At 71.1% G+C, this 22227-nt stretch carries 18 protein-coding genes; 11 read left to right on the forward strand and 7 right to left on the reverse strand.

Annotated features, from left to right (window positions below; all coding sequences use genetic code 11):
• The first annotated feature begins 1 nt into the window (after position 1).
• On the forward strand, positions 2-1870 hold the full coding sequence (locus ACWCQK_RS02455; RefSeq protein ID WP_451150992.1) for an exo-alpha-sialidase: 1869 nt from the start codon (positions 2-4) through the stop codon (positions 1868-1870).
• Positions 1871-1981: 111 nt separating this feature from the next.
• Here the strand turns inward: ACWCQK_RS02455 and ACWCQK_RS02460 are convergent, their stop codons facing one another.
• Entirely contained in the window at positions 1982-3028 is a 1047-nt protein-coding gene (locus ACWCQK_RS02460; protein ID WP_451150994.1) for a bile acid:sodium symporter family protein, read from the reverse strand.
• 143 nt (positions 3029-3171) lie between these two features.
• Here ACWCQK_RS02460 and ACWCQK_RS02465 point away from each other — a divergent pair, with 143 nt between their 5' ends.
• From ACWCQK_RS02465 to ACWCQK_RS02480, 4 genes are all read left to right on the forward strand, one after another.
• Positions 3172-4041, forward strand: a complete 870-nt coding sequence (locus ACWCQK_RS02465; RefSeq protein WP_451150996.1) for a LysR substrate-binding domain-containing protein — start codon at positions 3172-3174, stop codon at positions 4039-4041.
• 321 nt (positions 4042-4362) lie between these two features.
• Positions 4363-6189 (forward strand): AMP-dependent synthetase/ligase, encoded by a 1827-nt coding sequence (locus ACWCQK_RS02470; RefSeq protein WP_451150998.1) that lies wholly within the window; start codon positions 4363-4365, stop codon positions 6187-6189.
• Between the two features lie 108 nt (positions 6190-6297).
• On the forward strand, positions 6298-7134 hold the full coding sequence (locus ACWCQK_RS02475) for an aldo/keto reductase (protein WP_451151000.1): 837 nt from the start codon (positions 6298-6300) through the stop codon (positions 7132-7134).
• A 398-nt stretch (positions 7135-7532) separates the two neighbouring features.
• Positions 7533-8237 (forward strand): glycoside hydrolase family 75 protein, encoded by a 705-nt coding sequence (locus tag ACWCQK_RS02480; protein ID WP_451151002.1) that lies wholly within the window; start codon positions 7533-7535, stop codon positions 8235-8237.
• Positions 8238-8378: 141 nt separating this feature from the next.
• Here ACWCQK_RS02480 and ACWCQK_RS02485 read toward each other — a convergent pair whose 3' ends face one another.
• From ACWCQK_RS02485 to ACWCQK_RS02495, 3 genes are all read right to left on the reverse strand, one after another.
• The gene (locus tag ACWCQK_RS02485) at positions 8379-9272 is read right to left on the reverse strand and encodes a class I SAM-dependent methyltransferase (protein ID WP_451151004.1); all 894 of its coding nucleotides are present in this window, start codon (positions 9270-9272) and stop codon (positions 8379-8381) included.
• Between the two features lie 220 nt (positions 9273-9492).
• Positions 9493-11196: a glycoside hydrolase family 6 protein gene (locus ACWCQK_RS02490; protein ID WP_451151006.1), complete on the reverse strand. Its 1704-nt coding sequence runs from the start codon at positions 11194-11196 to the stop codon at positions 9493-9495.
• Between the two features lie 232 nt (positions 11197-11428).
• Positions 11429-12904, reverse strand: a complete 1476-nt coding sequence (locus tag ACWCQK_RS02495) for a cellulose binding domain-containing protein (protein ID WP_451151008.1) — start codon at positions 12902-12904, stop codon at positions 11429-11431.
• A 252-nt stretch (positions 12905-13156) separates the two neighbouring features.
• Here ACWCQK_RS02495 and ACWCQK_RS02500 point away from each other — a divergent pair, with 252 nt between their 5' ends.
• Complete coding sequence (locus tag ACWCQK_RS02500) at positions 13157-16075, forward strand: glycoside hydrolase family 48 protein (protein WP_451151010.1); 2919 nt, start codon at positions 13157-13159, stop codon at positions 16073-16075.
• A gap of 202 nt (positions 16076-16277) precedes the next feature.
• On the opposite strand, the gene ACWCQK_RS02505 is transcribed toward ACWCQK_RS02500, so the two are convergent.
• Positions 16278-17231 (reverse strand): helix-turn-helix transcriptional regulator, encoded by a 954-nt coding sequence (locus tag ACWCQK_RS02505; RefSeq protein ID WP_451151012.1) that lies wholly within the window; start codon positions 17229-17231, stop codon positions 16278-16280.
• A gap of 40 nt (positions 17232-17271) precedes the next feature.
• On the opposite strand from ACWCQK_RS02505, the gene ACWCQK_RS02510 reads away from it, so the two are divergent.
• Positions 17272-17751 carry a hypothetical protein gene (locus ACWCQK_RS02510; protein ID WP_451151014.1) on the forward strand — a complete coding sequence of 160 codons (480 nt, stop codon included), beginning with the start codon at positions 17272-17274 and terminating at the stop codon, positions 17749-17751.
• Positions 17748-18227, forward strand: coding sequence for a hypothetical protein (locus ACWCQK_RS02515; protein ID WP_451151016.1), 480 nt, complete (start codon positions 17748-17750; stop codon positions 18225-18227). Before ACWCQK_RS02510 ends, ACWCQK_RS02515 begins: the two co-directional genes overlap by 4 nt.
• Here the strand turns inward: ACWCQK_RS02515 and ACWCQK_RS02520 are convergent.
• Positions 18193-18939: a class I SAM-dependent methyltransferase gene (locus ACWCQK_RS02520; RefSeq protein WP_451151018.1), complete on the reverse strand. Its 747-nt coding sequence runs from the start codon at positions 18937-18939 to the stop codon at positions 18193-18195. The genes ACWCQK_RS02515 and ACWCQK_RS02520 overlap by 35 nt on opposite strands.
• Before the next feature lie 33 nt (positions 18940-18972).
• Positions 18973-19278: a 4a-hydroxytetrahydrobiopterin dehydratase gene (locus ACWCQK_RS02525; RefSeq protein WP_451151020.1), complete on the reverse strand. Its 306-nt coding sequence runs from the start codon at positions 19276-19278 to the stop codon at positions 18973-18975.
• Positions 19279-19409: 131 nt separating this feature from the next.
• Here ACWCQK_RS02525 and ACWCQK_RS02530 point away from each other — a divergent pair, with 131 nt between their 5' ends.
• From ACWCQK_RS02530 to ACWCQK_RS02540, 3 genes are all read left to right on the forward strand, one after another.
• Positions 19410-20300 carry a helix-turn-helix domain-containing protein gene (locus tag ACWCQK_RS02530; RefSeq protein WP_451151022.1) on the forward strand — a complete coding sequence of 297 codons (891 nt, stop codon included), beginning with the start codon at positions 19410-19412 and terminating at the stop codon, positions 20298-20300.
• A 98-nt stretch (positions 20301-20398) separates the two neighbouring features.
• Positions 20399-21262 carry a helix-turn-helix domain-containing protein gene (locus ACWCQK_RS02535; RefSeq protein WP_451151024.1) on the forward strand — a complete coding sequence of 288 codons (864 nt, stop codon included), beginning with the start codon at positions 20399-20401 and terminating at the stop codon, positions 21260-21262.
• Between the two features lie 94 nt (positions 21263-21356).
• Positions 21357-22172: an SAM-dependent methyltransferase gene (locus ACWCQK_RS02540; protein ID WP_451151026.1), complete on the forward strand. Its 816-nt coding sequence runs from the start codon at positions 21357-21359 to the stop codon at positions 22170-22172.
• The last annotated feature ends 55 nt before the right edge of the window (positions 22173-22227 follow it).

A 22227-nucleotide genomic window follows, 5' to 3' on the forward strand; every position in this document is an offset into this window, starting at 1 on the left:
CATGCCGTCGCGTGTTCGCACACGTCTGAGATCCACCCTCACCGCCACGCTGGCCGCCGTCTCGCTGCTGACCCTGCCGAGTCCGGCGCAGGCCCGATCCACCGGCACCGCACCCGAGTTCGCACAACAGGTCCTGTTCAAGGCCGCCCAGGACCCCGGCTACGCCTGCTTCCGGATCCCGGCGATCGTCACCACCACGGACGGCACGCTGCTGGCGTTCGCCGAGGGCCGCGTCCTCAACTGCGGTGACGCGGCCGACATAGACATCGTCGTCAAGCGCTCCACGGACGGCGGCCGCACCTGGGGGCCGCTCCAGGTCGTCGACGAGGGCGGCGGCGACACCCACGGCAACCCCGCGCCGATCGTGGACCGCGAGACCGGCCGCATCCTGCTGGCCGAGACCTACAACACGGGACGTACGGACGGCGCCGGCTGCTCCGTCCCCTGCGACCGCACCCCGCACCTCCAGTACAGCGACGACGACGGGCTCACCTGGTCCCGGCCGCGCGACCTGAGCTCCGAGATCCTGCCCGCGGACTGGAACTCCTGGTACGCGACCGGCCCGGTGCACGGCATCCAGCTCACCCGGGGCCGGCACGCCGGTCGGCTCGTCTTCGGCGTCAACACCGAGACGTGGAACGGCAGCAGGGTCTCCGCCAACCACGCGGCACTCATCGTCAGCGACGACGGGGGCGACCACTGGCGGCCCGGCGCCGTCGACACCTGGCCGATCGCGGACGACGGCACGTTCCGTCAGAAACCCTCCGAGGTGACCCTCACCGAGCGCACCGACGGCTCCGTGCTGGTCAGCGGACGCGAGCAGGACGGCACCGACCTCGGCCACCGCACCCAGGCCGTCAGCCGCGACGGCGGCGACAGCTTCACCGGTCCGTTCCGCGACCTCCCCGACCTCTACGCGCCCCAGGTGCAGTGCTCGACGCTGCGCCTCGACGAACGCCTCCTGCTGGCCTGCCCCGGCGACCCCGACCGACGCCGGAGCATGATGATCCGCTCGTCCTACGACGGCGGCCGCACCTGGGACAGCCTGGACCGCGGCACGACCGTCACCTCGGACTGGTCCGGCTACTCCGACCTGGCGCGCGTCGACCGGGACACCGTGGGACTGCTCTACGAGGGCGGTGCCGTCGACGCCCGGGACGAGATCCGCTTCGCCCGCTTCGACCAGGACTGGCTCGCGCCGCGCCGCGGGCCGGACCCGACCACCGCCGACCTCGCCCGGCACGCGGACCGGGCGGCCGTCCTCGGCGGCGCCGGGGCGACCGACGGGGTGTCCGGCCGCGCACTGTCCTTCGACGGTGTCGACGACGCCGTACGCCTGCCGTATCGCGACGGACTGCCGCTCGGCACGAAGGACTTCACCGCTTCCCTGTGGTTCCGCTACAGCGCCACCACCGGATCGCAGCCACTGCTGTGGATGGGGGGCGTCGGCACCACCCAGCCCCAGGTCTGGCTGCGCGGGGAGCCGGCGAGCAACCGGGTACGCGGCCTGATCACCGTGCGGGACGGCGCGACGGCCGTACGGACGGCGTCGGTGATCCTCGCCGGTGCCTACAACGACGGGCAGTGGCATCGCATGACCCTGCGGCGCGGTGGCGGTCAGCTGACCCTGTCCGTCGACGGCTCGCGGTCCGCCGTGGCCGACGTGACGGGCTCGGTCAGCCGGAACTCACCCTTCGGTGTACACGTCGGACAGCGGATGGACGGCCGGGAGTTCTTCACCGGCTCGATCGACGAGGTCCACGTCTGGGACCGGGCCCTGACCGACGAGGAACTGGCCGCCGGACGGGCCGCCTCCTACCGGGACACCGTGCTGTGGCTGCCGATGGACCACGTGAACGGCGGCCACTAGCGGTCACCGAGCCGGGCGCCGGCCCGCGTGATCCCGAACCGCCGTCCCGCCCCGTCCCGCCCTGTTCCCCACGGACCGGGCGGGACGGGGCGGTTCGGCGAAGGCGGGGCGTCAGCGCGAACGCGGCGCCGGCCCCGACCCCGTGCCGACCGCGGTGCGTGACGGTGTCGCCGACGCGGACGCGGTGGCCGGCTCCGGGTCGCGTGCCCGGCGCTTGGCGATCACCGCGCACACCATCAGCTGCATCTGGTGGAAGAGCATCAGCGGCAGCACCGCGAGGGAGGCGTGCGCGCCGAACAGGACGCTCGCCATCGGCAGCCCGGAGGCGAGGGACTTCTTGGAACCGGCGAACTGGATGGCGATGCGGTCCTCGCGGCCGAAGTGCAGGGCCTTGGAGCCGTACCAGGTCAGGACCAGCATCACGGCGAGCACCACGGCCTCGACGACGAGGAGTGCGCCGAGCCTGAGCGGGCTGACCTGGTGCCAGACGCCCTGGACCATGCCCTCGCTGAACGCGGTGTAGACGACGAGCAGGATGGAGCCGCGGTCGACGTAGCCGAGGACCTTCTTGTGCCGGGTGACGAAGCCGCCGATCCAGCGGCGCAGCACCTGTCCCGCGACGAACGGCACCAGCAACTGGAGCACGATCTTGACGAGGGAGTCGGCGGAGAACCCGCCGCTGCCGCCGAGCAGCGCGGCCGCCAGGAGCGGGGTGACGACGATGCCCGCGAGCGAGGAGAAGGAACCGGCGCAGATCGCGGCGGGCACGTTGCCGCGGGCGATCGAGGTGAAGGCGATCGACGACTGGATGGTCGAGGGGACGAGGGTGAGGAACAGCAGCCCCTGGTAGAGGGGCTGGGTCAGGAGCACCGGGACGAGCCCGCGGGCGGCCAGGCCCAGCAGCGGGAAGACGGCGAAGGTGCACACCAGGACGGTGACGTGCAGTCGCCAGTGGCGCAGTCCGTCGACCGCCTCGCGGGTGGACAGCCGGGCGCCGTAGAGGAAGAAGAGGAACGCGATCGCGGCGGTGGACGCTCCGGAGGCGACGTCGGCGGCGGGCCCGCGCGCGGGCAGGAGCGCGGCGACGCCCACCGTCCCGAGCAGCAGCAGGATGTACGGGTCGATCGGCATCCGACTCGGCCGGCGCAGGCGTTTCACGGTGCTCCACTTGCTCGTGCGTGCGAGGCGGGACCGCCACAAGGCGTCCCCTCTCCATCGTCCTCTTCCGGACTGTGATCGGGAATCCGTCATACCGCTCTGACTGTCATCACGTTCTACGATGACCGGGTACCGTGGTGCGGATGTACGACCCTTCCCAGCTGCGTACCTTCCTCGCCGTGGCGCAAACGCTGAGTTTCACCCAGGCAGCCCGGCGGCTCGGACTGCGCCAGTCGACCGTCAGCCAGCATGTGCGCCGTCTGGAGGACGCCACGGGCCGGACCCTGTTCACCCGGGACACCCACTCGGTGGAGCTGACGGAGGACGGCGAGGCGATGCTCGGCTTCGCGCGCCGGATCCTGGAGGTGCACGAGCAGGCGACGGCGTTCTTCGCCGGGACCCGGCTGCGCGGCCGGCTGCGGTTCGGCGCGTCGGAGGACTTCGTGCTGACCCGGCTGCCGGAGATCCTGGAGGGCTTCCGGCACGACCATCCCGAGGTCGACCTGGAACTGACCGTCGAACTGTCGGGCACGCTGCACGAGCGGCTGACGGCGGGAAAGCTCGATCTGGTGCTGGCCAAGCGGCGCCCCGAGGACCCGCGCGGCGAGCTGGTGTGGCACGACCGGCTGGTGTGGATCGGCGCGGAACGGCTGCGGCTCGACCCCGACCGCCCGGTGCCGCTGATCGTCTACCCGCCGCCGGGGATCACCCGGGCCCTCGCTCTGGAGGCGCTGGAGCGGCAGGGCCGGGCGTGGCGCGTCGCGTGCACGAGCGGCAGCCTCAACGGACTGATCGCGGCGGCCCGCGCGGGACTCGGCGTGATGGCGCACTCGCGCGGGCTCATCCCGCCGGGCCTGGTACGGGTACCGGAGCGGGCGGGGCTGCCGGAACTGGGGCGGGTGGACTTCGTCCTGGTGCACGGACCGCGCCGGACGGCGGCACAGGGAGCGGCGGACGCGCTGGCGGGGACGATCCTCGCGGGCGGGGACCGGTTGCAACGGGGCCGACCGTAGCGCCTGCCCCGTACTCCCTCGCGACTGCACTCCTTCTGCCGCAATTCCTCGACGGCGCCCCCGGCCGACCTCGCCCCGGACGCAGAACGTTGTACGGCTCCCAGGTCGTACAACGTCGTACAGATTCAGTGGAGATTACGGTCGCGAAACTTACTCAACCGTCAGCTTTCTGTCCGACCCTTCCCCATGTGAGCCCATTTTCCGCGACTGACCAGGGCTGACCTGACCACCACACGACTTCGCACCCCCTCCCGCCCTGTCCCACCGTGGGGTAGCTTTCACGGCGCTGTGCGGAGTGCCACAACGAGCGGGGAGCGGGGTTTGCACGAGTTCACCAACCCTCCGTCGGCGTCGGCACCGCCCGTGGGCGGCCTGGCCGACGTCGTCTTCCGGTATGCCGACGAGGACCCGCTGCACATCGCGCTCGGCCGCAAGGACGAGCAGGGGCAGTGGCGGGACGTGACGTCCGCCGAGTTCCGCGACGAGGTGCTCGCCCTCGCCAAGGGGCTGCTGGCCCAGGGCATCCGCTTCGGCGACCGCGTCGCCATCATGTCCCGCACCCGCTACGAGTGGACGCTGTTCGACTTCGCGCTGTGGACCGTCGGCGCGCAGGTGGTGCCGATCTACCCGACCTCCTCGGCGGAGCAGTGCTCCTGGATGCTCTACGACGCCGACGTGACGGCGGCGATCGTGGAGCACGAGGACCACGCGATGACGATCGCCACCGTCATCGACCGCCTGCCGCGGCTGCGCCGGCTGTGGCAGCTCGACTCCGGCTGTGTGCAGGAGCTCTACGACGCGGGCGCCCACCTCGACGACGAGGTGGTGCACCGGCACCGGGAGGCGGTGACCCCGGAGTCGACGGCCACGATCATCTACACCTCGGGCACCACGGGACGCCCCAAGGGCTGTGTCCTCTCGCACGCCAACTTCATGTTCGAGGCGGACACCGTCATCGACCGCTGGGAGCCGGTGTTCCACACCAAGAAGGGCGACGAGGCCGCGACCCTGCTGTTCCTGCCGCTCGCGCACGTGTTCGGCCGGATGGTGGAGGTCGCCGCGATCCGCGGCCGGGTCCGCTTCGGCCACCAGCCGCAGCTGCACGCCGCCGCCCTCATGCCCGATCTGGCCGCCTTCAGACCGACGTTCATCCTCGCCGTGCCGTACATCTTCGAGAAGGTGTTCAACGCGGCCCGCCGCAAGGCGGAGAAGGAAGGCAGGTCCGGCCCGTTCGAGAAGGCCGTCGAGGTCGCGGTGAAGTACGCCGACGCGGTGGAGACCAAGGCGTGGGGCATCGGGCCCGGCCCTTCGGCCGGCCTGCGCATGCAGCACCAGGTCTTCGACAAACTCGTGTACTCCAAGGTGCGCGCCGCGATGGGCGGCCGGATCCGCAACGCGATGTCGGGCGGCTCCGCGATGGACCGGCGCCTCGGCCTGTTCTTCGCGGGCGCCGGGGTGCAGATCTACGAGGGCTACGGACTCACCGAGTCGACCGCCGCCGCCACCGCCAACCCGCCCGAGCGCACCCGCTACGGCACCGTCGGGCAGGCGATCCCCGGCGTGAGCGTGCACATCGCGGACGACGGCGAGATCTGGCTGAACGGCGACAACGTCTTCCAGGGCTACCTCAACAATCCCAAGGCCACCGACGAGACCCTGCACGACGGCTGGCTGGCCACCGGTGACCTGGGCATCCTGGACGAGGACGGCTACCTCACCATCACCGGCCGCAAGAAGGAGATCCTGGTCACCTCCGGCGGCAAGAGCGTCTCCCCGGGGGTCCTGGAGGAACGCGTCCGGGACCATCCCCTGGTCAACCAGTGCATCGTCGTCGGCAACGACCGCCCGTACGTCGCGGCCCTGGTCACCCTCGACCAGGAGGCCGTGGAGCACTGGCTGCAGATGCGCCGCAAACCACAGCTGTCCCCGGCCGAGCTGGTGCATGACGCGGACCTGGAGACCGAGGTGCGGCGCGCGGTGGTCGCGGCGAACACGCTCGTCTCGCAGGCCGAGTCCATTCGCACCTTCCGCATTCTGGCCCAGCCGTTCACCGAGGAGCACGGTCTGCTCACCCCGTCGCTCAAACTCAAGCGAAAAGCGATCGAGAACGCCTACGCGAGTGAAGTCCAGGCGCTTTACCAGGCCTGAGCGTCATCCTGGTGGTCCGGGCGGATTCCCTCGTCAGGAATGCATCACGGCCCGTGATCGTTCACGATGGGAGTACCACTTGACGGACAACCGAAGGATCAAGAGCTCGTGAGCAGCAAGGTCCCCCCGATCATCCTGAACAACGGCGTCGAGATGCCCCAGCTGGGCTTCGGCGTCTGGCAGGTGCCGGACGCCGAGGCGGAGCAGGCGGTCGCCACCGCGCTGGAGGCCGGGTACCGCAGCATCGACACGGCGGCGATCTACGGCAACGAAGAGGGCACCGGCAAGGCCATCGCCGCCGCCGGCATCCCCCGCGAGGACGTCTTCGTCACCACCAAGCTCTGGAACAGCGACCAGGGGTACGACGCGACCCTGCGCGCGTTCGACACCTCGCTCCGGAAGCTGGGCCTGGACTACCTCGACCTGTACCTCATCCACTGGCCGCTGGCGTCCCGTGGCACGTACGTCGACACCTACAAGGCGTTCGAGAAGCTTCACGCGGACGGCCGTGTCCGTGCCATCGGCGTCTCCAACTTCCTGCCGGAGCACCTGGAGCGGCTGATCTCCGAGACCTCGGTGATCCCCGCGGTCAACCAGATCGAGCTCCACCCGCACCTCCAGCAGCACGCGGCACGCGAGTACCACGCGGAGCAGGGCATCGCCACCGAGGCCTGGTCGCCGCTGGGCTCGGGCAAGGGCCTGCTGGAGGTCCCGGCGATCGTGGCCATCGGCCAGAAGCACAACCGCACCCCGGCCCAGGTCGTGCTGCGCTGGCACCTCCAGCTCGGCAACGTCGTGATCCCCAAGTCCGTGACGCCGTCACGGATCAAGGAGAACATCGACGTGTTCGACTTCAGCCTGGACACCGAGGACCTCGCGGCGATCAGCGCGCTCAACGAGAACCGGCGGGTCGGTCCCGACCCGGCGACGTTCGACATCGGCTGACCCTGCCGTAGCGACCTGTGCCCCGGGCCCGTACGGGCCCGGGGCACAGGTGTGTCGGCGTATGCGCGATGGCTGCCCGGCCGCTGCTGCGGGCTGCGGGCTGCGGGCTGCGGGCTGCGGGCTGCGGGCTGCGGGCTGCGGGCTGCGCGAGGAACCGGTACGGGGCCGAGGACGTCCAACAGCCGTTGCCTGCCGCCCTGTTGAACTCACCCAACCCGTTGAGCCCCACTGAACCCCGTCGACCGGTCGACCCTGTCGACCCCGTCGGCCTCCCCATGGACGCGCGCCGGTCCCGTCCGCCCCACCGCACCCGCCCCAGGGGTTGACGCGGTCATGCCGATGAGCCACTTTAGATGCACCCGGTAAGGAAACTTTCCTAACAGAAGGGTCCCCCCACAGTGCGCACTCGAACACTGGCCCTCGCCGCGGCCGCCTCGGCCGCCCTGCTCGCCTCCGGAGCGCTCCCCGCGACCGCCTCCGGCGCCCCCTCGTCCAGCGCGGCCCCCGCACCGCGGGAGGGCACGGTCAGCGCGGCCGCCCTGCTCGCCAAGGTGACGTCCTGTTCCCAGATCTCCAACGGCAAGTACCGCACCGACGAGGAGACCTCGGCCACGGTCCCCGTCTGCGGCAAGAACGGCGCGGTGTTCTGGAAGGCCGACCTCGACATCGACTGCGACGGGCAGCGCACCGCCAAGTGCAGCGAGAGCACCGACCCCTGGTTCCAGGCCGACACGGCGTTCCACCAGTCCGACGGCAAGCCGCTGCGCGCCGACACCCTGCCGTACGTGGTGGTCCCCAGCGCCAGCGGCACCTGGAACTACGCCAACGCCGGCATCAAGGGCGGCGGTGTGGTCGCGGTGATCTACAACAACAAGGTCGAGTACGCGGTCGTCGGCGACACCGGCCCCACGCAGATCATCGGTGAGGCCTCGTACGCCACCGCCCAGGCACTCGGCATCGACCCGGACCCGGAGACGGGCGGCGCCGACTCCGGCGTGACCTACATCCTGTTCACGAACTCCAAGGTGTCCCCGATCGAGAGCCACAGCGCGGCGGTGACCCTCGGCGACCGGCTGGCCAAGGAGTTCGTCAACAACAACTGAACCGGCGGCAGCATCAGTCGGGCTGTCCGAGCGGCCGTACGGCGACGGTGTCGACGTCGACTCCGTCCGGCTGCCGGACAGCCCGGCACGACCGAGCCGGCTGTCCGGCCGACGGTGCCGATCGGTCACCCGGTCATCCGGTCACTCGGCGACGCGGACCGCCGTGTACACCGTGTGGGCGGACAGCACGAACACGTCCGGGCGGTGGTGGACGCTCGCCTCGTCGTCCGGGTCGAGGAGGCGGTCGAGGGCGGCGCGGTCCTCGGGGTCGATGCCGTCCGCGCAGGCGTCGCGCAGCCGGGTCAGGGAATCGGCGACATGGGCGCGGGCCGCCTCGGACACGGGCGCGGGCAGGTCCAGCAGGAAGGTACGGGTTCCGGTGTGCTCCAGACCGGCGGCCGTCAGCAGAGCGGGCCAGTCCTCGGCTCCGGTGACCGTACCGGGGAGCTCGGCGCGCATCCGCGCGAACCACTCCGCCTCCACCGCGTCGACGCGCGCCTGGAGTCCGGGCCGGCCGAAGCCGAGGTCGCGCGGCAGGAACCGCGAGGGCAGGCCGCCTTCCAGCAGGGCCAGCGTGCCGCCGGGTGCCAGCCGGTCGGCGAAGGCGGCCAGGGCGGCGGCCTGGTCACCGAGGTGGTGCAGGCTGCGGGCCGCCCACAGCAGGTCGGCCGGGTAGTCCAACTCGGCGAGCACGGAGGGGAGATCACCGGCCAGGATGCCGAAGCGGTCCGCGAACCCGAGGCGGTCCGCACGTGCCTTCGCCCGCTCCAGCAGGGGTACGGAGCCGTCCACGGCGACCACACGCGCGTCCGGGAACGTCTCGGCGAACTGGCAGGAGACGACGCCCGGTCCGCTGCCCGCGTCGACGATCAGGCCGGGCTCGGGCACACTCTCCGCGAGCCAGGCGAGCGCCCGCGCGTACATCGGGGCGAACAGTTCCGCCTGCGTCTCCAGCATCGTGGCCATCTGGGCCCAGTCGATGTCGGTCGCGCGTCCGCCCTCGGTGTGGTCGTGGGTGTGGTGGTGATGCGCCATGGAAGTCAGCCTCTCGTCCGGATGCCGTCAGCCTGGGCCCATCCACCACGCGAGGGCCAGCTCTCTTGCCGGGACGGCAAAAAATACCCGGGGAAACTGCCGGGGGTGCCCGTCCGGCACGGCGCGTGCGACGCGCCGTGCGGGAGCACTCCTGGTGGAGCGCGGTCCGCCGGGGCGCGGCCCGGGAGGGGGCCGACCCCGGCGGAGGCGGGTCGTCGTCCTACAGCGCCGGGTAGGCGTTGCGCATCAGCTGCTGGAACTGCGCGGAGAACCAGTGCCCGGACAGCGGCGCGTTCGGCAGGGCGCCCGAGAGGCTGTTGCCGTTGCGGGCGTTGCCCGTGTACGTCGGGTCGCACATCCGGTCGAAGCCCTTGCCCTCGTCGTTCGCGATGGCGCTGCTGGAGCCGTCGGACTCACCCGGCGGCTTCATCCACACGTACGCGTCGATCCCGGTGGCCGGGGCCGCCTTCGGCCGCTCGCCGAGTCCGGCACCGGACTGGTTGCACCAGTTGCCGATGTGGATGCGGCGGTCGTAGCGCCCGCCGTCGACGTAGGTGTCCACGCTGGTCGTGGCGCCCGGTCCGGCGGGCCGGGCGGTGCCGCCCCAGCCGTTGCGGGAGGTGTCGATCAGCATGCCGATGCCGGAGTTGAATCCGGCCGAGACGAGCTGGTTGCGGAAGCCCTGCGCGTACGACAGTTCGTCGACGTACCGGTTCCAGTCGACCCACTTGGACTGGCGCACGGAGGTGCCGTTGACGGAGTCGTTGACCGTGAAGTTGTTCTCCTTCAGGGCGCTGTAGTTGGCCGTGTTGGTGATGAAGCCGTGGACGTCGGCGACCGTCGCGCCCTCGGCGGTGGCCGCCTGGTGGAAGAGCTGGGCGGAGGGGGCGAAGTTGTCGTCCCAGCCGAGCCAGCCGTGGTGTCCGGCGTCGATGTAGTTGTAGACGTTGGGGATCGCGCCGAGCTTGTTGAGGGCGTATCCGACGCCCTTCACGTAGTTGCCGTTGGCGAGCATGGTGTCGCAGGCGGCGGTGGCGGTGGCCCGGCTGCCGGTGTTGGTGACGAGGTTGGGCAACGAGTCGATCTCGATGGTGGTGACGATCCGCAGGGCGGCGTACTTCGGGTCGGCCAGGATGGCCGCGATCGGGTCGATGAACTGCGTCTTGTACTTGTCGATCTCCGTCGGGCCGAGTTCGCCGTTGGAGGCGAGGGCCGCGCAGTCCCGTCCGGGCAGGTCGTAGACGACCAGCTGGACAACCTCCTCGCCGGTGCCCTTCTGGGTGAGGGCGGCGTCGAGATGGGCGCGCAGGCCCATGCCGCCGTTGACGCCGTTGATGGCGGCGATCCGGTCGAGCCAGACACCGGTGGGCTGGTTGGAGATCCGGCTGCCGCCGGTCTCGGCGGCGGCCTTCGCGGACCACTCCGGGTTCACGTACACCTTGGCGCCGGCGTAGGGGTTGTCGACCTTGCCGGAGGGGTCGGGGTCCGTGCCGCCTCCACCGCCGTCGTCGACGTTGCAGGTCACGCCGTCGAGGGTGAAGGTGGCCGGGAGGGCGTTGGTGCCGCTGTAGGAGGCCTGGAAGCCGAAGCTGACCGAGGCTCCGGTAGCCAGCGTCCCGTTGTAGGTCTCGTTGGCCGCGGTGACGGCGGTCCCGCTCTGGGTGATCTTCGCGTTCCAGCCGTTGGTGATCCTCTGGTTGCCGGCGTACGCCCACTTCACCGACCAACCGCTCTTGGCGGCGCTGTTGTTGGTGACGGTGACGGCGGCGGTGAAGCCGGTGTCCCACTGGTTCTGCACCGCGTAGGCGACGGTGCAGGGGACGGCCGCGATGCCGGCGTCCGCGGGTGCGGCGGCGACGGCCGTTCCGGTGGCCCCAGCGACCAGCGCCAGGGCGGCGAGTACCGCTGTTCTGCTACGGCTCATGAGTGCGGATTCCTTCTGTGGTGTCCGGTGATGGGTCGTCCGTGGTGCTCGTGAGCGGACATGGGTGGGTGCGGTGTGCGGTGATCGGTCGCGCGTGGAGTGTGGTCAGGGGTCACCCGTGGTGCGCTGTGATCGGTCGCGCGTGGGGTGCGGTCAAGGGCCACCCGTGGTGTTCGGTCAGGGGGCACCTGTGGTGTGCGGTGATCGGTCACCCGTGGTGTGCGGTGAGGGGTCATCCCTTGAGGGCGCGCAGGTGGTCGCGCAGCCCGAGTCCGTACGACGTGGGGGTGCCGTCGTAGGCGGAGATGAGGGACGGGCCGGAGGAGCAGTCCCAGGTGTTCCAGGTCCAGCCCAGATAGGACAGGTGGCGGTCGTCGAACCACTTCATGACCTGGTCGACGAAGGAGTGGGAGCAGGTGTTCTCCCCGATCTCCCCTGCCACCAGCGGCACTTGGGCGGCCACCGGAGCGAGGGTGGAGTTCCAGCAGCTCTCACTCGCACAGGTGTTGAAGTTGTACACGTGGTACGCGGCGGCGAGGTTGCCCACCGGGTCGGTGGGACGGTAGGCGAGCCACTGGCTCAGGTCGTTGGAGTAGGCGAGACCGCCCGCCAGGATCAGGTTCCGCGCACCGGCGCCGCGGACGGAGTCGACGAGATCCTGCATACCGGCGACCTCGTAGCCGATGCCGGAGCAGGTACCGCCGTCGCGCCAGCACTGCCACGCCTGGGTGGTCGTGGGGGTGGCGCGGTCCGGGTAGGGCTCGTTGAACAGGTCGAACACGACGGCCGGATCGTTCTTGAAGGTGCTCGCCACCGACGACCAGAACGACGGCGTGTACCGCATGTCCGGCATCGGCTTCTGGCAGGTGGCGTGGACGTCGGAGCAGCCAGCCGAGTTTCCGGTGTACTGCCCGTAGGTCCAGTGGAGTTCGACGACCGGCGTCATGCCGTGCGCCTCGATCCGGGCCACGAGGTCCTTCACCGCGTCGACGTAGTGGACGCCGGCGTATTCGGGCTTGATGTTGGACAGGCCGAGCCAGCATTCCTCGTTGAGCGGGATGCGGACCGTGTCGGCCTTCCAGTCGGCGATCGCCTTGATCGCGGCGTCGTCGACGGGACCGTCCCAGATGCCGTACCCCTGGACGCACATGAACTCGCCACCGGACCGGTTGACCCCGAGCAGGCGGCGGGTGGTGCCGCCGGCGTCCACGAGCTTGTTCCCGGAGACGTGCAGTGCCGGTGCCCCGCCGCCCGGGGGAGGCCCGGTCGGTGTAGGTGTAGGTGTCGGCTCCACATCGGTGTTGCACGGGGTGCCGTTGAGCTTGAACGTGCCCGGTACGGCGTTACCGCCCGACCAGGAGGCGAGGAATCCGGCGCTGACGCTCGCACCGGTGCCCAGGGTGCCGTTGTAGCTCTCGTTCAGCGCGGTCACGGTGGTGCCGGACTGGGTCCATTTGGCGTTCCAGCCCTGAGTGACCTTCTGGCCGCCGGAGAAGTCGAAGCCGAGGCTCCAACCACTCAGAGGTGCGGCGTTGTTGGTGATTTTCACGGCGGCCTGGAAACCGGAGTCCCACTGACCGACGACGGAGTACTCCACCGTGCACGCGGGCGCGGCCGCCTGCGCCGTGACGACCGGTACGACCGCGGTCCCGATGAGGGCGATCGCACCGGCTCCGACTAAAAGATGTGAACGCGGGGGGTGTCGCATGAGCGACTCCTTGCAGCTCGTGCGCGTCGTGGCGGACGCGTCGACTGATGGAACCGCTCCCACTGGTGCGAAGGAACGTAGCGCCAAGTGACGGGGAAGAACAGGGGAGTTGCTGACTTTTCCCCAAGGAAGGCCGTCGAATCGCTTCGACTCTTCAAGCACCTTGACCGCCTCCACCCCCGTCCGCACTATGGGAGCGCTCCCACTGGTTCAAGCCTTGACTTCTCCGAGCCGCAAGGAGGAACCAGCACCATGCATCCCCCACCCTCAAAACACGGAGCCGTACGGCGGCCATGGGCCGCCGCCGTGACGGCCCTGGCGCTCCCCCTGTCGCTGCTCGCCGCCGGCACGGCGCCCGCCCAGGCGGCGCCGCTGCGGTGCAGCGTCGACTACCGCACGAACGACTGGGGTTCCGGCTTCACCGCGGATCTGACCCTCACCAACCGCGGTACGGACGCCATCGACGGCTGGACCCTGACGTACGCCTACTCGGGCAACCAGAAGCTGGTCAGCGGCTGGAACGGCGGCTGGACCCAGTCCGGTGCGTCGATCACCGTGACCAACGCCCCCTACAACCGGACGATCGCCGCCGGCGCGGCGGTCGGCACGGGCGCGCAGTTCACCTACAGCGGCACCAACACCACCCCCACCGCCTTCGCGGTCAACGGCACCCCCTGCACCGGCGCGCACCAGCCGCCGCTGACCGTGCTGACCAGCCCCGCCCCGGGCGCGGTCTACACGCAGGGCGACGCGGTCCCGCTCGCCGCCACCGCCGCGGCCGCGGACAACGCGACGATCGGCAAGGTGGAGTTCTACGACGACACCACGCTGCTCGGCACGGACACCAGCGCGCCCTACTCGCTCTCGGCCTCAGGCTTGACCGTGGGCAGTCATTCACTGCTGGCGAAGGCCTACGACAGCCTGGGCGCGTCGGCGGAGTCCACGCCGGTCGGCGTCACGGTCGCCGCGGGTCCCGCCGTGGTGGCCTCGACCGGTCAACTGGCCGTCCGGCAGGGCGGGACGGCCGGCTACGACGTGAAGCTCTCGACGCGGCCCGGCGCGAACGTCACGGTGACCACCGCGCGCACCGGCGGCAACACGGGCCTGTCGGTCACCGGCGGCGCCTCGCTCACGTTCACACCGGCCAACTGGAGCACCGCGCAACGGGTGACGATCACCGCGGCCGCCTCCGGCACGGGTGCGGCCACCTTCGAATCGACGGCCGGCGGGCACGCCAAGGCCACGGTGACGGCCACGCAGATCGCCGCCTCGAAGGAGTACGACGCCCGCTTCCTGGACCTCTACGGGAAGATCACCGACCCGGCGAACGGCTACTTCTCGCCCGAGGGCATTCCCTACCACTCGGTCGAGACGCTGATCGTCGAGGCTCCGGACCAGGGCCATGAGACCACGTCGGAGGCGTACAGCTACCTCCTCTGGCTCCAGGCCATGTACGGCAGGGTCTCGGGCGACTGGTCCAAGTTCAACGGCGCGTGGGACCTCATGGAGAGGTACATGATCCCCACCCACGCGGACCAGCCGACGAACTCCTTCTACAACGCCTCGAAACCGGCGACGTACGCGCCCGAGCTGGACACGCCGAACGCGTATCCGGCGAGGCTGGACACGGCGGTCCCGGTCGGGTCGGATCCGATCGCCGGCGAACTGAGGACCGCGTACGGTACGGACGACGTCTACGGCATGCACTGGCTCCAGGACGTCGACAACGTCTACGGCTACGGCGACGAGCCCGGCAAGTGCGAGGCGGGCCCGACGGCGACCGGCCCCTCGTACATCAACACCTTCCAGCGCGGTGTGCAGGAGTCGGTGTGGGAGACGGTGCCGCAGCCCACCTGCGACGCCTTCAAGTACGGCGGCGCGAACGGCTACCTGGACCTCTTCACCGGTGACGCGTCGTACGCCAGGCAGTGGAAGTACACCGACGCCCCGGACGCGGACGCGCGCGCGGTGCAGGCCGCGTACTGGGCGGACGTGTGGGCCAAGGCGCAGGGCAAGGGCGGTGACGTGTCGGCCACCGTCGGCAAGGCGGCGAAGATGGGCGACTATCTGCGCTACGCCATGTACGACAAGTACTTCAAGAAGATCGGCAACTGTGTCGGACCGTCGGCCTGCCCGGCCGGCACCGGCAAGGACGCCTCGGCCTACCTGCTGTCCTGGTACTACGCGTGGGGCGGTGCCACGGACACGAGCGCCGGCTGGGCCTGGCGCATCGGCTCCAGCCATGTCCACGGCGGCTACCAGAACCCCTTGGCGGCCTACGCGCTCAGCTCCTCCGCCGACCTGAGGCCGAAGTCGGCGACGGGACAGGCGGACTGGGCCAAGTCCCTCGGCCGGCAGCTGGAGTTCTACCGCTGGCTCCAGTCGGACGAGGGCGCCATCGCGGGCGGCGCGACCAACAGCTGGGCGGGCCGGTACGCGACACCGCCGGCCGGTACGTCCACCTTCTACGGCATGTACTACGACCAGCAGCCCGTCTACCACGACCCGCCGTCCAACCAGTGGTTCGGCTTCCAGGCGTGGTCGATGGAGCGGGTCGCCGAGTACTACCAGCAGACGGGGAACGCCCAGGCCGAGGCGGTCCTGGACAAGTGGGTCGACTGGGCGCTGTCGAAGACCACGGTCAACCCGGACGGCACCTATCTGATTCCCTCCACGCTCCAGTGGTCCGGGCAGCCGGACACCTGGAACGCGTCGAGTCCCGGAGCCAACAGCGGCCTGCACGTCACCGTCGCCGACTACACCGCTGATGTCGGCGTGGCGGCCGCGTACGCCAAGACCCTGACGTACTACGCCGCCAGGTCCGGTGACGCGCGGGCCAGGACGACGGCGAAGGCGCTCCTGGACGGCATGTGGGGCAACCACCGGGACAGCCTGGGCGTCGCCGTCCCGGAGACCCGGGCCGACTACAACCGCTTCGACGACGGTGTGTACGTGCCGAGCGGCTGGAGCGGCAGGATGCCGAACGGGGACACGATCAGCTCGTCCTCGACCTTCGCCTCCCTCCGGTCGTTCTACCGCAGCGACCCGGCCTGGTCGAAGATCGAGAGCTACCTCGCGGGCGGTGCCGCGCCCGTGTTCACATATCACCGGTTCTGGGCCCAGGCGGACATCGCCCTGGCCATGGGTGCGTACGCGGAGCTCCTCGAATAGGTCCCCGCCATCGCTCCGCGCACCGCGCCGGGCGGCCCCACCCGCACGGGGGCCGCCCGGTCGTCGCCCCTTCTCCCGCGTCTGGATCTGCCCTTCAACTCTGGGCCGGTCGGAGTTCCTCCGCGCGCCGCCGAGCCTGAGCGAGGGCGGCTGACGCGTCCGGTGGCGAGGGAGTGCAGGTCACCCGCCCAGTGGAGTCGCTCTAGGGTGAGTTGCCGTATCTCTCGGCCAACTCCGCCGCCGTGCGGGCGATGCGGGCGCGCAGTTCGGGTGGCCGGAGGACCTCGATGTCCGTGCCCAGGCGCAGGAAGTCGGCGTGCGCCCGGTCGACCGACTCGATGGGGACGGTGGCGACCGTCCAACCGGTCGCGTCCGTACGGCCGTCGGCGGCGACCGCGGCTCCCGCCGGTCCGGTGAGCCGGACGCCGGGCGCCAGCCGCACCACGGCCCTCCCCCGGTACAGCCGGTCGTGGAAGGCGCGTTGGTACGCCGTCCAGTACCCGGTCAGGTCGAAGGCTTCGGGACGCTCGAACTCCTGCTCACAGACGTGCAGTTCGAGGATCTGGTCGACGCGGTAGGTGCGCGGGCCGGGACCGGCCACGACGTACCAGCGGCCGGCCTTCAGGACCAGTCCGTACGGTTCGAGGCGGCGCTCGACATCGGTGGGCTCGCGCCAGCGGCGGTAGGTGACGCGCAGGACGCGGCTGTTCCAGACCGCGTCGGCGACGGCCGCCAGGAACGGGGCCTGCTCGGCGTCCGCGTACCAGCCAGGGGCGTCCAGATGGAAACGGCCGCTGACGCGGTCGGCGTGGGCGCGCAGCTCGGCCGGGAGGGCGGCGCGGACCTTGAGCTGGGCGGCGGCCAGGACCGGGCCGAGGCCGAGTTCGGCGGCCGGACCGGGGGCGCCGGCGAGGAAGAGGGCCTCGGCCTCGTCCGCCGTGAGGCCGGTGAGGCGGGTGCGGTAGCCGTCGAGGAGGCGGTAGCCGCCGGCGTGGCCCGCGTCACCGTACAGCGGGACGCCTGCCGCGCTCAGGGCCTCCACGTCCCGGTAGACCGTGCGGACGGAGACCTCCAGTTCTCCGGCGAGCTGGGCGGCGGTCATCCGGCCCCGGGTCTGGAGCAGAAGCAGGATCGAGACGAGTCGGCTGGACTTCACTGACACAGGATGTCAGTGAAGCGGTCCTAGCGTGCCGTGCATGGCCTTCACGGAGAAACTGCTGACCGTGCCGCCGCCGATCGAGGTGGCGGGACGGCGCGTCAAGCGCTACCACGTCACCGCGGACCCGGCGGGCATCGCGCCCGAGGTGGCGGAGGCGGCGTACGCGATCCTGCCGAAGCTGCTGCCGGAGCCGGACGGCACCCCGCCCGCGACGTTCGTGGTGCTGCACCGGGGTGGCGACGACGGCGCCTATCTCAACGCCTACAGCTGGGTGTGGGACAACGTCCTGCACTTCAGGGGCGCTTCGGCGGGGCAGCCGGTGCTGGGCTGCCCGGACCGCGACCCCACGCACTTCGTCACGCTCGACGTGCCCTGGATCGGCTGCGTGTGGGAGCTGCCGCCGGTCCTGCACGAACGGGACGCCTGGGTACGGCACCTGCTCGCGCCCGAAGTCCCCGATCTGGACGCCTATATGACCGACGCGCTGCCCGAGGGAACGACGGGAGACCGACGATGAGCGGCCCGCACGACTTCGACTTCCTCCACGGCGACTGGGAGATCCGCAACCGCCGCCGCACCGACTTCCTCGATCCCGGCGCCGACTGGGAGGAGTTCGGTGCCACCAACCACTGCCGGCCGTTGTTCGGCGGGGCCGCGAACGTCGACGAGATGGACGTGCCGAGCCAGGGCTGGCAGGGGCTGACGCTGCGGCTGTTCGACCCGGAGGCGAAGCAGTGGTCGCTGAACTGGGCCTCCAGCCGCGGCGGAAAGCTGTTCCCGCCGGTCCTCGGCCGCTTCGAGGACGGCCGCGGCGAGTTCTACGGCGATGACACGCACCACGGCAAAGATGTGCGGGTGCGGTTCGTGTGGTCGGGGATCTCGCCGGCCACCGCCCGCTGGGAGCAGGCGTTCTCGGTCGACGGCGGGGTGACCTGGCTGACCGACTGGACGATGGAGTTCACGCGGTCGGCCGCCGGTACGCCCGCAGGCTGAAGCGCGGGTCGGGGCGCGGCCGGTCCTGGTCGGGCAGGGCCCCCAGGCGCGCGGCGAACTCCTCGGCGAGCGGTTCGCCGGGCGGCAGCATGACGAACCAGCCGCGCCGCAGGTCCGCGATCGTCCGGCGGGGGCTGCGGCCCTGGCCGCGACCGGTGAAGCGGGCCCGCCCGGCCGGTTCGAGACCGTGCGCGAGGGCGTACGACTCGACGCGCCGGGCCGCGTCACGGGCCGCCCGGGGCGGCCGGGAGGCGAGTACGGCGTCGATGTCACTGCCCACGTTGTGGGCGGCGGCCTTGTCGACCGTGGTGACGTACACCCCGCCCGGCCGCAGGACCCGGGCGCACTCGCCGACGATGGTCCGCGCGTCCTCGTCGGTGTCCGCGAGATGCAGCAGCCAGACGCTGGTGACGACGTCGAACCGGGCGTCGGGGAAGGGGAGTCGGCGGCTGTCGGCCCGGACGATGGCGCCGGGCAGCCGGGCCGCGGCGTGCCGGACCATGGCGGGCGAGAGGTCGACGCCGGTGACCCGGATGCCGTCACGGGCCGCGGCGAGCCGCCGGGTGACGATGCCGGTCCCGCAGGCGACGTCGAGCAGACCGCGCGCCCCGGCGGGTATGAGGCCGAGCACGGCCGCGGCGGCCGCGGCGGCCCTGGGCTCACCGCCGCGGGAGGCGTCGTAGCGCTCCGCTTCCTTGTCGTAGTCCAGCACGCGGTACTCCCCCGTTCCGGTCCGGGCGCGTCCTCAGCGGGCTCCGTGTCCCGGGGCCAGGGCCTCCACTCTCCGGGCGAGCTCGAGGTCCAGACGGGTCACGGCGCCACCCACGCTGTGCGTGTTCACGGTCAGCGAGACGGTGTCGTAGCCGAGGGTGAGGTCGGAGTGGTGGTCGAGTTCGTCCTGCACCTGGGCGATGTGGACGACCAGAGCGGTCGCCGCGAAGTGGGACGCCAGCCGGTAGGAGCGGGCGAGACGGTCCCCGTCGAGGGTCCAGCCCGGCAGGCCGGCCAGCCCGTCCTCGATCTCCTTCTGCGACAGCGGTTCGACGGCCATGCCCTCGCTCCCTTCCTGGGTGTCGCGTACCTGTCCAGCGTGCCACAGGACGGCTGCCGCGGCCCTGGTCAGGGGTGCCGCCACCAGGGTGTGCCGCCAGGTCGCGCCGGGCCTGGTCTACGGTCGTCCCCATGACGAATGCCCCGTCCGCAGCCGGGTCCACCCCCCGGTCCGAGGCCGTGTCCGCAGCCGTCCCCCCGGACCAGCCCGACAGGCGGGGCAAGCAGGGCAGATCCGAAAGAGGGGTGGGGCCGCTGTTACGGGCGTGGCGGGAACGGCGTCGGCTGAGTCAGCTGGAGCTGGCCTCGCGCGCGGACTCCTCCGCCCGGCACATCAGTTTCGTCGAGACGGGCCGGTCCCGGCCGAGCGAGGAGATGGTGCTGCGGCTGGCCGGTCACCTGGACGTGCCGATGCGCGAGCGCAACGCGCTGCTGCTGGCGGCCGGTTACGCCCCGCACTACCCGCGCACGCCGCTGGACGACCCGGCGCTGGACGCGCTGCGCGACGGCATGGAGCGGCTGCTCCAGGGCTACGAGCCGTATCCGGCGCTGGTGGTGGACGCGACGTACACCGTCCTCGCGGCGAACCGGGGCGTCACGATGCTGCTGGCGGGCGTCGCGGAGTCGCTCCTGGAGCCGTCGCCGAACGCGATGCGGCTGACCCTGCACCCGGAGGGCCTGGCGCCGCGCATCCGCAACCTGCCCGAGTGGCGGGCGCATCTGCTGGCGCAGATGAAGCGGCAGACGGCCCTGTACCGCTCGGACGCGCTGCGCGCGCTGTACGAGGAGGTGGCGGCCTATCCGGAGCCGGCGGCCGGGCCACGCGGCCGCGAACCGGAGCCACCCGTAACCCCGTTCGCGCTGCCGATGCTCATCGAGCACGAGGGCCGGGTGCTGTCGTTCATCTCGTCGATCTCGACGTTCAACACCCCGATGGACGTCACCGTCGCCGAACTCGCCATCGAGACGTTCCTGCCCGCCGATCCGGCGACGGTCAAGTACCTCCGCTCGCTGGGGACTTGAGACAAGGTGTGATCGAACCGATTCTCTCGGTCGCCTGTGCGGTCGCCGGTCCCGTGGCACACTGGCCCGGTTCCGACGACATACAGGGGAGACGAGGCGTGAGTGAGCGTCGGCCCGCTCCCACCGTGGGCCAAGTGGTGCTCGGCAGACGGTTGCAGGAGCTCCGAGAGACGGCCGGGTTCAAGCGCGAGGAGGTCGCGCGGATCCTGCGGGTGGCGCCGGCGACCGTGCGGCGGATGGAGACGGCCGAGGTCTCGCTGAAGATCCCGTACGTGCAGGTGCTGCTGGACACGTACGGCGTGGCGGCGGACGAGGCGACGCAGTTCGTGACGCTCGCCGAGGAGGCGAACCAGCCGGGCTGGTGGCAGCGGTTCCACGACGTGCTGCCCGAGTGGTTCAGCATGTACGTCAGTCTCGAGGGCGCCGCCCGGCTGATCCGTTCGTACGAGCCGCACTTCGTGCCCGGTCTGCTCCAGACCGAGGCGTACGCGCGGGCCGTCATGGAGGGCGGCACGCTCGCGCAGGAGGGCGCGGAGACGGTCGAGCGGCACGTGTCCCTGCGGATGACCCGGCAGCGGCTGCTGGAGCGGGAGAATCCGCCGCATCTGTGGGTGATCATCGACGAGACGGTGCTGCTGCGCCCGGTGAGCGACCACGGCGAGGTGATGCGCGACCAGTTGGACAAGCTGCTGGAACTGGCCGAACGCAACCGTGTCACGCTCCAGGTCGCCGAGTTCGAGGCGGGTCCGCACCCGGGGACGTACGCGCCGTTCTCGCTGTTCCGGTTCGCCGAGCCCGAACTGCCCGACATGGTGTTCACCGAGTATCTGACGGGCGCGCTGTACCTGGACTCGCGCGAGGAGGTCTCGGCGCACCTGGAGGTCCTGGACCACATGGCGACGCATGCCGCGTCGGCGCAGCGCACCAGGAAGATCCTCCAGCGCTACCGCGAGGCGTACTGACGCGCGGCCGCACCCCCGTGGGCCCCACGTTCCCGCCCGAGCCCCCGGACCCGAGACCCCAGCCCCAGACCTGAGCTCAAGGAGAAGACAGCGTATGACCGGTTCCGACGCCGCGCCCACCCGCATCGACACCAGTCGGCCCCATCCGGCGCGGGTGTACGACTGGTGGCTGGGCGGCAAGGACAACTATCCCGTCGATGAGGAACTGGCCCGCAGGATCCTCGCCGTGGACGGCACGGTGGTGCGCGGAGCGCGCGCCAACCGCCGGTTCATGCGGCGGGCCGTGCGCACGGTCGCCGAGGCGGGGATACGCCAGTTCCTCGACATCGGCACGGGCATCCCCACCGAACCCAATCTGCACCAGGTGGCGCAGGAGGTCGCGCCGGACGCGAAGGTCGTGTACGCCGACAACGACCCGATCGTGCTGCGGCACGCGGAGGCGCTGCTGACCGGCACGCCCGAGGGCAGCACCGAATACGTGCACGCCGACGTCCGCGACCTGGACACGGTACTGCGGCTGGCCGCGGAGACCCTGGACTTCACCCGGCCGGTCGCGCTGTCGCTGGTGGCGCTCACCCACTACCTGGGCGACGAGGCCGACGGCGACGACGTGCACGGCCTGCTGGCGAAGTACGTCTCCGCGCTCGCCCCCGGCAGCTACCTGATCCTGTCCCAGGTCACCCCAGACCTCAGCCCGAAGGCGATGGAAGGCGCGAAGAACCTCTTCCAGCGGAGCGGCACCCCGTTCTACCCGCGCACGCTCGCCGAGTTCGCGCGCTTCTTCGACGGTCTGGAGCTGCTGGGACCGGGCGTGATCCCGGTGTACGGGTGGCGGCCCGACCCGGAGGACGTGGCGGCGCAGGCGGAGGGCATCGTGCCGGTGTACGCGGGGGTCGCCCGCAAGTCCTGAGCCGTACGGGGCCGGGGCGGCGTGTCGCGACCGGTGGCGCGCCGCCCCGTGGCCG

This window comes from Streptomyces sp. NPDC002306, from assembly GCF_053593435.1.